9 protein-coding genes are annotated in these 9,848 nt (G+C 67.2%); 5 read left to right on the plus strand and 4 right to left on the minus strand.

The window, feature by feature from the left end; all coding sequences use genetic code 11:
* From AC04L7_RS06165 to typA, 4 genes are all read right to left on the minus strand, one after another.
* Positions 1–1,080: CHASE domain-containing protein (locus tag AC04L7_RS06165; protein ID WP_475512698.1), on the minus strand; the 1,080-nt coding region annotated here is incomplete at its 3' end.
* 99 nt (positions 1,081–1,179) lie between these two features.
* Entirely contained in the window at positions 1,180–2,784 is a 1,605-nt protein-coding gene (locus AC04L7_RS06170; RefSeq protein ID WP_435997252.1) for an amidase, read from the minus strand.
* A 53-nt stretch (positions 2,785–2,837) separates the two neighbouring features.
* A complete protein-coding gene (locus AC04L7_RS06175; RefSeq protein ID WP_435997254.1) occupies positions 2,838–3,308 on the minus strand; it encodes a DUF2127 domain-containing protein in 471 nt (156 codons plus the stop codon).
* 15 nt (positions 3,309–3,323) lie between these two features.
* Positions 3,324–5,153 carry a translational GTPase TypA gene (gene typA / locus AC04L7_RS06180; RefSeq protein ID WP_435997256.1) on the minus strand — a complete coding sequence of 610 codons (1,830 nt, stop codon included), beginning with the start codon at positions 5,151–5,153 and terminating at the stop codon, positions 3,324–3,326.
* Positions 5,154–5,512: 359 nt separating this feature from the next.
* Between typA and AC04L7_RS06185 the strand changes: the two genes are divergently transcribed.
* From AC04L7_RS06185 to AC04L7_RS06205, 5 genes are all read left to right on the plus strand, one after another.
* Entirely contained in the window at positions 5,513–6,010 is a 498-nt protein-coding gene (locus AC04L7_RS06185; RefSeq protein ID WP_296279036.1) for a peptidylprolyl isomerase, read from the plus strand.
* A gap of 54 nt (positions 6,011–6,064) precedes the next feature.
* Positions 6,065–6,841, plus strand: a complete 777-nt coding sequence (locus AC04L7_RS06190) for a lysozyme inhibitor LprI family protein (protein ID WP_435997259.1) — start codon at positions 6,065–6,067, stop codon at positions 6,839–6,841.
* Positions 6,842–6,970: 129 nt separating this feature from the next.
* A complete protein-coding gene (locus tag AC04L7_RS06195) occupies positions 6,971–8,173 on the plus strand; it encodes a pyridoxal phosphate-dependent aminotransferase (RefSeq protein ID WP_299341046.1) in 1,203 nt (400 codons plus the stop codon).
* A 79-nt stretch (positions 8,174–8,252) separates the two neighbouring features.
* A complete protein-coding gene (locus tag AC04L7_RS06200) occupies positions 8,253–9,236 on the plus strand; it encodes a malate dehydrogenase (RefSeq protein WP_475512699.1) in 984 nt (327 codons plus the stop codon).
* Positions 9,237–9,377: 141 nt separating this feature from the next.
* On the plus strand, positions 9,378–9,848 hold a 471-nt coding region (locus tag AC04L7_RS06205), incomplete at its 3' end, for a TolB-like translocation protein (protein ID WP_475512700.1).

Genomic DNA, 9,848 nt, shown 5'->3' on the forward strand with positions numbered 1-9,848 from the left:
GCGCCGCTCCGTCCGCGCCAGGTTCTGCAACAGCAGGAACAGCAGCAGCCCCAGGCCGATCCCGCACACGGTCAGCAGCACGATGGACGCCAGGCCGGGCAATGCGTCGCGCAACGGTGGCGACTGCAGTACCAGGCGCCACTCGCTGCCCAGCAGCCGCAGTTCGCGCTGAGCGGTGAAGGCCGGCTGCCAGTCGCCCCGGTAGCGGTCGTGCAACGCYCGTGTCTGGTAGATCGGCTCGCCACCGTGATCGCGGGCGAGCAACTGCAGGTCGAACTCGTCGCCGCCGGAGCGACCGACAGCATCTTCCACGACCCGTTGCCAACCGAAGCCGGCGGTGGCGAAGCCACGCAGCAGGCGCCGTCGTGCCTCCACGCTGGCGCGTGCGGCGACGGGGTCGGCGTACACCGGCGCGTACAGCAGGAAGCCCGCCAGGCCGGTACTGCCCTTGGTGGCATCCCCCAGCGCGACCAGCGGCGCGGCGGCCAGCTCGCCACTGTCGCGCGCCGACGCGATGGCCTGCGCGCGCACGGCTTCGGCCATCACGTCGCGGCCGAGCAGGGGACGCATGCCCGGTACATCGGGATAGAGTACGTCGATCACCACGTATTCGCTGCGATCGCCCCCAGGGTGGATGGCGAACGCATCGCCGTACCGAGCGCGCTGGGTCGTGACGTATGCATCGCGTTCGGCGTGCGTCACGCGACGCGCGAACCCGAGTCCATGCACGGCCGCCTGGCGCGTCGGCATCTGCAGTTTTTCAACGAATACGTAGAAGCTGTCGCGTTCGATGTCCTGCCGGCCTTCCAGCACGGCGGCGGCGGCACGCACGGTGTCTTCGTACGCATTCATGTTGGCCGAGATCGCGGTGGCTATCGCGTCGGCGCGCGCCTCGAACTGCGCGCGGGCGTGTTCCTGCGCCTGCCGCCACTGGGTGGCACYGGACCACAGCGACAGCAGGCATGCGATGACCAGGATGCCCCATGCCAGCGAATCGAGGTTGCGCTGCCGCAGCCGGGCAGCGGCGCCCGACCCGCTGAACGCCCGCAGTTCCGATGCCCGGTCCGCGCCAGATTCCACGCGATAGACCCCCCGCTGCTGCCGTGGGGCTATGACGCCACGATCCCGCTACCGCTGCAAGCATCTCCGCACCGCAAACGGCTCACACTTTCGCGGCGCTCAGCGCAGCGGCATGCGCGCCGACAGCGTCGGCCAGTACTCGGGGGGCTTGCGTGCGCGGGTGCGCTGTTCGTAGTCGTAGCCCAGTGCGATCAGCCGCGCTTCGCTCCAGGCGGTTCCCATGAACACCAGGCCCAGGGGCAGGCCATCGCTGTGGCCCATCGGGACGGTGAGGCTGGGATACCCCGCCACGGCCGCTGCGCTGTAACCGGCGCCGGGAAAATGATCGCCGGTCTTGTGGTCGGTCAGCCAGGCGGGGCCCGTCGTCGGCGCGATCAGTGCGTCGAGTTGCTGCGCCTTGAGCGCGGCATCGATGCCCTCAGGTCCGGCCAGCCGGCGCGCCCGGCTGCGCGCGGTGATGTAGGCGGCTTCGCCGAGTCCGCCCTTGGCATTCGCCTGCTCGAACAGTTCCTGGCCGAAGTACGGCATTTCGGAGACGCGGTAACGTTCGTTGTAGCCGATCAACTGGGTCAACGTGGTCAGCGGGGCTTGGCGCTCGGTGAGATAACGCTCCACGCCGTGCTTGAACTCGTACAGCAGCAGCTCGAGTTCGTCGGCATTCCATTGGCCGTCGGTGGGAATCTCCGCATCGACGACGGTCGCGCCTGCCTCACGCATCACCTGGATGGCGATGTCCAGCGCGGCGGCGGCGTCGGGATGGATAACCGCCTTGCTGCGCAGCACGCCGATGCGCGCACCTTTCAGTGCGCCGGGTTTGAGTCGCGCACTGAAGTCGAGGGTCGTGTTCCAGGCGGCCTGGGTGGTCGCCGCATCCGCGGTGTCCCGACCGGCCAGGGCGGCCAGCAGCAAGGCCGCATCCGACACATTGCGTGCGATGGGGCCGGCGGTGTCCTGGCTGTGCGAGATGGGCAGGATGCCCTGCCGGCTGACCAGGCCGACGGTCGGCTTCAGTCCCACCACACCGTTGATCGCGGCAGGGCAGACGATGCTGCCGTCGGTCTCGGTGCCCACACTGACCGCGACGAGGTTGGCCGACACCGCGACCGCGCTGCCCGAACTCGATCCGCACGGATTGCGGTCCAGTGCATAGGGATTGCGCGTCTGCCCGCCACGGCCGCTCCAGCCCGAGGTGGAGTGCGATGAGCGGAAGTTCGCCCACTCGCTGAGGTTGGCCTTGCCGAGGATGACGGCACCCGCGTCGCGCAGGCGCCGGACCAGGAAGGCATCCCTGGCCGGCCGAAAATCCTTGAGCGCCAGGGAACCGGCCGACGTCGCCATCGGCACCGCATCGATGTTGTCCTTCAGCAGGACCGGGATGCCGTGCAGCGGGCCGCGAATGGCATTGGCGCGGCGTTCCACGTCGCGCAGTGCGGCCTCTTTCAGCGCATCGGGGTTCAGTTCGATGACCGCATTCAGCTGAGGCCCCGCCTTGTCGACGGCGGCGATCCGGTCCAGGTACGCCTGCGTCAGGCGACGGCTGTCGAGTTCACCGGACTGCATGCGGGACTGCAGGTCGGCGATGTCGAGCTCGGCATAAAGGAAATCGGTCGGTGCGGCGGGCGCCGTCGCATCGGGCGTCGTCGCCGGCTGGCAGGCAGCCAGGGCGAGCACCATCAGGCCGAGCGGCAGCAGGAATCGACGCATGCGGGCATCTTGGCAGGGTTGCCGCGCAGGCTACGCAGCGGCCGCCCCGCCCGTCAAATCACCTTGCGGCGACGGATGTCCCGCCACAGCACCCACACGATCACCAGGTTCACGATCAGGAGCGCCCAGGTGTGCCAGCCCGGATGGTGGTACAGCGCATAGACGTCCAGCGGAAGGTAGGCGGCGGACCCGAGGCAGCCTAGCCACGACGCCCAGGCGCGGGCACGCCACAGGCCCCAGCCTTCCAGCAGGCGCATGCCGGCGTAGAGCGCGATGATCAGCACGGCCACGTGGACCGACTCGGGGTTGATGCGGTCCAGCCACTGGCTCATCACGCCGGGACCAGCGTCGGGGATGAAGCCGGTGACGATCGCCTGCACGCTCTCGCGCAGGCGATCCGGGCCGAACGCCAGCAGTCCGCCGGCGAAGGCGAGGGCCAGCACGCCCTTGGCGCCCTCGAACAGGGCGATGGCGTGCAGCCCAGGGTGCGCCTTGGGGTCCGGGTTGTAGGCGGTGTCGTCCAAGGCGCGGCGCGGCGGTCAAGCCGCGCGGGAAGCGCGCTTGCGGTCGCTCTCGGTCAGGAACTTCTTGCGCAGGCGGATTTCCTTCGGCGTGATCTCGACCAGCTCATCGTCGTCGATGAAGTCCAGCGCCTGCTCCAGCGAGAACTTGATCGCCGGGGTCAGCTGGATGGCATCATCCTTGCCCGAAGCGCGCATGTTGGTCAGCGGCTTGGTCTTGATCGCGTTGACGGTCAGGTCGTTGTCCTTGGAGTGGATGCCGATCAGCTGGCCTTCGTACACGTTGTCGCCCTCGGCGGCGAACAGCTTGCCGCGCTCCTGCAGCGGGCCGAGCGAGTAGGCCGGCGTCGCGCCCGGCGCATTGGCGATCATCACGCCGTTCAGACGCTTCGCGATGGCGCCCTGTTCCTTCGGGCCGTAGTGGTCGAACACGTGGAACAGCAGGCCCGAGCCCTGGGTCAGCGTCTTGAATTCGTTCTGGAAGCCGATCAGGCCGCGCGCCGGGATCTGGTAGTCCAGGCGCACGCGGCCCTTGCCGTCCGGCTCCATGTTCTTCAGCTGGCCCTTGCGGACGCCGAGCTTCTCCATCACGCCGCCCTGGTGGTTCTCTTCCACGTCGACGACGAGCTGCTCGATCGGCTCCATCTGCTGGCCGTCGATTTCCTTGATGATCACTTCCGGGCGCGACACGGCGAGCTCATAGCCTTCGCGACGCATGTTCTCGATCAGCACCGACAGGTGCAGTTCGCCGCGGCCGGAGACCAGGAACTTGTCCGCGTCTTCCAACTGCTCGACCTTCAGCGCGACGTTGTGCACGGTCTCGCGTTCCAGGCGCTCCTTCAGCTGGCGGCTGGTCAGGAACTTGCCGCCCGACAGGTCCTTGTGGCCGGCGAACGGCGAATTGTTGACCTGGAAGGTCATCGAGATCGTCGGCTCATCGACGGTCAGCGCCGGCAGCGCTTCCGGGGTGTCCAGCGCGCAGACGGTGTCGGAGATCGTCAGGTCCTGGATGCCGGAGATGGCGACGATGTCGCCGGCTTCGGCGCTGTCCTGCTCGATGCGCTCCAGGCCCAGGAAGCCCAGCACCTGCAGCACCTTGCCCTGGCGCTTCTTGCCTTCACGGTCGATCACGGCGACCGGCATGTTCTTCTTCAGCGTGCCGCGCTGGATGCGGCCGATGCCGATCACGCCGACGAAGTTGTTGTAGTCCAGCTGGCTGATGCGCATCTGGAAGGCGCCTTCCGGATCGACTTCCGGCTTCGGCGCGTGCTTCATGATCGCTTCGTACAGCGGCGTCATGTCGCCGCCGCGCACCGTGTCCTCGAGGCCGGCATATCCGTTCAGGGCAGAGGCGTAGACGATCGGGAAATCCATCTGCTCGGGCGTGGCACCCAGGCGGTCGAACAGGTCCCACACCTGCTCCACGACCCACTCCGGACGCGAGCCGGGGCGGTCGACCTTGTTGATCACCACGATCGGCTTGAAGCCCATCGCGAACGCCTTCTGGGTGACGAAGCGCGTCTGCGGCATCGGGCCGTCCATCGCGTCCACCAGGATCAGCACGGTGTCGACCATCGACAGCACGCGCTCGACCTCGCCGCCGAAGTCGGCGTGGCCGGGGGTATCGACGATGTTGATGCGGTTGCCGTTCCAGGTGATGGCGGTGTTCTTCGCCAGGATCGTGATGCCACGTTCCTTTTCCTGGTCGTTGCTGTCCATCACGCGCTCGGCCAGCACGGTGCGCTCGGAGAGGGTGCCGGACTGCTTCAGCAGCTGGTCGACGAGGGTGGTCTTGCCATGGTCGACGTGCGCGACGATCGCGATATTGCGGAGGTTTTCGATGGACATGGATTCTGGGATCGGAAAAGCGCACCCGGATACCCCTTCGACGGGGCAGGCGCGAGGACGTGGGCGGAAAGAAGCGGCGTATTATAGCGGGCTATGGTGCGCTAAGCACCTGATTTATCGAAAAACGCCTGAATGGATGCCGCCGCACGGGGCCCGCCCTTGAAATCCCCTGACGGCGCCGTGATCTGGCAACGGGGCAGGGCCTGCGTGACGGGTCCGGCTTGCGCATCGCAGTCCCGGCCATCAGTGGCCGGGTGGCGGGACGGATGCTTTCCTTCTTGCCCCGCCGCCAGGGCGGGGCAGGGGAGAGAGCCGCCGATGTCCCGCCGTTCCCTCTTTTACCCCTGGAGAACCGTTCCATGAGTCAGCTGACTGCCACCTTCGACACCTCGCGCGGCCCGATCACGATCGAGCTGTACCCCGACAAGGCCCCGCTGACGGTGGCCAACTTCGTCAACCTGGCCAAGCGCGGCTTCTACGACGGCCTGAACTTTCACCGCGTGATCCCCGATTTCATGATCCAGGGCGGCTGTCCGGAAGGCTCGGGCCGGGGCGGCCCGGGTTACCGCTTCGAGGACGAAACCACCAACGGCGTCCGCCATGAGCGTGGCGTGCTGTCCATGGCCAATGCCGGCCCCAGCACCAACGGCAGCCAGTTCTTCATCACCCACGTGCCCACGCCGTGGCTGGACGGCAAGCACACCGTGTTCGGCAAGGTCACCGAAGGCCTGGACGTGGTCGACGCGGTGAAGCAGGGTGACCTGATCACCAAGGTGACCATCAGCGGAGACGCCGACGCGGCGCTGGCCGCCAAGGCCGACCGCGTGGCGGAGTGGAACCGCATCCTGTCGGCGTGATCGAATGGAAGGGCCGGTCATCGTACCGGCCCTTTCTTTTTGTGGAGMACCACCATGAAGGACCATTGCCGGCGCGCGTTGCGCGCGGCCCTGTTGCTGGCCGCCGCCCTGGCGCTGGGCGCGTGCAACAAAGGCGCGAACACCCCACCGGATCCCGTCGCAGCGACCGCCGTGGAGGCGTCGGCGGAGCACTTCCAGCAGAGTCTGGAAGGCCTGTGGAGCACGAATCACAGCGAAGGCGACGACGCCGAGACCCTCTACGCCATTGCCTGGCGGCCCGACGCCGGGCTGCAGGTCGTGCGTGACGGCGCCTGGCTGGACGGCAAGGTGGAGGACGTCGACCTCGACAATGGCACGCTGGCCCTGCACCTGACCTCCGATACCGGGCCCAGCGAGACGGTGACCCTGCGCAAACTGCAGGACCAGAGTGGAAACGGCTTCACCCTGCGCATCACCTGGGGTGCCGGCCAGACCGACGAGCTGGGCTTCGTGCGCCGGCTGACCGAACGCGACCGCAGCGAGCTTGCTGCTGCCGTGGCCGCGGCCCGGACGCCGGATCCCGCGACGGTATGCGAAACCGATGCCCCGGCGGGCAGCATCCGCGCCACCTTGGTCTGCGGGCACGAGGAGTTCGGCGCGCTGGATGTCGGGATGCGAAAGCAGTTCAAGGAACTGGCGGATCGCTATCCCGACGGCGACCGCACGGTCCAGGCCGCCACCCGCCAGTTGGACGCCTGCGATACCCCCGCCTGCCTGCGCGCGGCGTATGCGCAGTGGCAAGCGTATTTCGACGAGAACTACGACCTGGGCGACGTGGTGGATTACCAGTAACCGCGCCCCGCCGCGCGGGCCGGGGTAGACCATGGGCTAGTCGGTCTCGGCGGGGTGGCGTGATACCATTTTGCGCCGCAAAAAAGACGGCGGCGACGCTCCCTAACCRTTTCCACGCGAGGTTGTGCAATGCCCCTGCTTGCCCGGCGCATCGGTCGCGCCAAGCCAAGTGCGATCATGGCGGTGGCCGAAAAGGCCAAGAAGCTGAAGGCCGAAGGCCGCGACATCATCAGCTTTTCGATCGGCGTTCCCAATTTCCTGCCCGGCGACCACGTCTACCAAGCTGCGCGCGACGCGCTGGCGAAGGACTCCGGCCAGTAYGGCAGCAACCGCGGCACCGACGCGCTGCTCGATGCGTTCCTGCGGCACATCGAAGCGCTGGGCCTGACCGGCTACACGCGCGCCAACGTGTCCACCGGCATCGGCGCCAAGCACATCCTCTACAACCTGGCCGAGTCGCTGCTGGACGAGGGCGACACCATCGTCTATCCGTCGCCGTACTGGACGACCTACGCCGACATCGCCGACATCGTCAACGCGAAGGCGGTGCCGCTGCCGTGCCCGGCCAGCCAGGACTACAAGCTGACACCCGCGCAGCTTGACGAAGCGCTGACGATCCACACGCCTAAGGTGTTCCTGTTCAACAACCCGTCCAATCCGACGGGCATGGTCTACACGCGCGAGGAAGTCGCCGCGCTGGCCGACGTGCTGGTGAAGCATCCGGAGACCTGGATCGTCACCGACGACATCTACAACCGCATGCTGTTCGACGGCCTGGCCTACACGAACTTCGTGCAGGCGCGGCCGGAGCTGCGCGATCGCACGGTCTTCGTCGATTCGCTGTCCAAGACTTATGGCATGCCGGGCTGGCGCGTGGGCTTCATGGCCGGTCCCGAGGTGGTCGCCAAGGCGCTGACCACGATGAATTCCAACCACATCACCAACGTGCCGGAAGTCGTCACCGCCGCGGCCATCGCCGCGCTGACCGGCCCGCAGGACGTGCCCGTGGCGAAGAACGCCGAATTCCAGGCCAAGCGCGACCAGGTGCTGGCCGCGATGGAAGCCATCCCGGGCGTGGTGTGTCCGCGTCCGCAGGGTGCGTTCTACGTATTCCCCGACATCAGCTGCGCCTTCGGCAAGTCGCATGACGGCGTGAAGATCGAGGACGACGTCGACTTCTGCAATGCGCTGCTCGAAGCGAAGGGCGTGGCCTGCGTGCCGGGCTCGGCGTTCGGCGAGCCGCGCGCGCTACGCATCAGCTACACCTGCCCGACGCCGCAACTCGCGCCGGGCCTGCAGCGCTTCCAGGAATTCTTTGCCGAACTGAAGTAACCGTTGCGTGGGCGCAGGCCCACTCTTTCCCCACGCGGTGGGCCGACGCCCACCCTACGAAACCCCGAGGAACCGCACCATGAAAACCCCCGTCCGTGTTGCCGTCACCGGCGCTGCTGGCCAGATCGGCTACGCGCTGCTGTTCCGYATCGCKTCCGGCGAAATGCTSGGCAAGGACCAGCCGGTCATCCTGCARCTGCTGGAGCTGCCGCTGGAGAAGGCCCAGGCCGCGCTGAAGGGCGTGATCATGGAGCTGGAAGACTGCGCGTTCCCGCTGCTGGCCGGCGTCGTCGGTACCGACGATCCGGAAGTCGCGTTCAAGGACGTCGACGTGGCCCTGCTGGTCGGCGCGCGTCCGCGCGGCCCGGGCATGGAGCGCAAGGACCTGCTGCTGGAGAACGCCAAGATCTTCACCGCCCAGGGCGCCGCGCTGAACAAGGTCGCCAGCCGCAACGTCAAGGTGCTGGTGGTCGGCAACCCSGCCAACACCAACGCCTACATCGCGATGAAGTCCGCGCCGGACCTGCCGTCGAAGAACTTCACCGCCATGCTGCGCCTGGACCACAACCGCGCGCTGTCGCAGCTCGCCAACAAGGCTGGCGTGGCCGTGGGCGACATCGACAAGCTGGTCGTGTGGGGCAACCACAGCCCGACCATGTACCCCGACTACCGCTTCGCCACGGTCAACGGCCAGTCGCTGAAGGACAAGATCAACGACGCCGACTGGAACGCGAACACCTTCATCCCGCAGGTCGGCAAGCGCGGCGCCGCGATCATCGAAGCGCGCGGCCTGTCGTCGGCCRCTTCGGCCGCCAACGCCGCCATCGACCACGTGCGCGACTGGGTGCTGGGCAGCAACGGCAAGTGGGTGACGATGGGCATTCCGTCCGACGGCAGCTACGGCATCCCGGAAGGCGTGATGTTCGGCTTCGCCGTCACCACCGAGAACGGCGAGTACACGATGATCAAGGACCTGCCGGTCGACGATTTCAGCCAGAAGGCCATCGACAAGACGCTGGCCGAGCTGGAAGAAGAGCGCAGCGGCGTGGCACACCTGCTCTGATAGCGGGCATGTCGCACGCGATGGAGAAAAGGGGTGGCGCGAGCCGCCCCTTTTTTTGTCGTGTTACTTTCTGGTTTTCCTCAAAGGGGGTGGGTGATGCGGAAAGGAAGGATATTGCTGGCGGTGGGATTGGCCCTGGCGATGCCGTCATTGGCGGTGGCGCAGGAGGCGCGCTACCTGCAGCCGCCGGAACCACTCCTGCAGGTGTTTCGCGCCCCGCTCAATCCATCGCCGTCGCTGGACCCCACGGGTACGCGCGCGATCCTGATCCGGCAGTCGCAGTATCCGCCGATTGCCCGTGTCGCCGAACCCTATCTCAAGCTCGCCGGCGTCCGAGTGGAGCCGCGCAACCACAGCCGCCACGATCGTTCCAATGGCTACGGCATCCGGACCTGCCTGGAGAGCTTCAGCGTGCTGGAGCTGGCCAGTGGCAAGGAAACTGCCGTCGCGCTGCCTGCGGGCGCCTGCCCAGGCAACCCGTCGTGGTCGCCGGATGGCACCCGGTTCTCCTTCGACAACACCACCGACACAGGCGTGGAGTTGTGGGTCGGCCGCGCTGCTGACGGCCAGGTGCGTCGCGTGGAGGGCGTGAAGCTCAACACGATCCTGGGT

The sequence above is a fragment of the Pseudoxanthomonas sp. LjRoot204_2 genome, assembly GCF_056175765.1.

Coding starts and splice junctions, on each gene's coding strand:
- typA (WP_435997256.1), bottom strand. CDS start 5,153: ATGTCCATCGAAAACCTCCGCAATATCGCGATCGTCGCGCACGTCGAC.
- AC04L7_RS06185 (WP_296279036.1), top strand. CDS start 5,513: ATGAGTCAGCTGACTGCCACCTTCGACACCTCGCGCGGCCCGATCACG.
- AC04L7_RS06170 (WP_435997252.1), bottom strand. CDS start 2,784: ATGCGTCGATTCCTGCTGCCGCTCGGCCTGATGGTGCTCGCCCTGGCT.
- AC04L7_RS06190 (WP_435997259.1), top strand. CDS start 6,065: ATGAAGGACCATTGCCGGCGCGCGTTGCGCGCGGCCCTGTTGCTGGCC.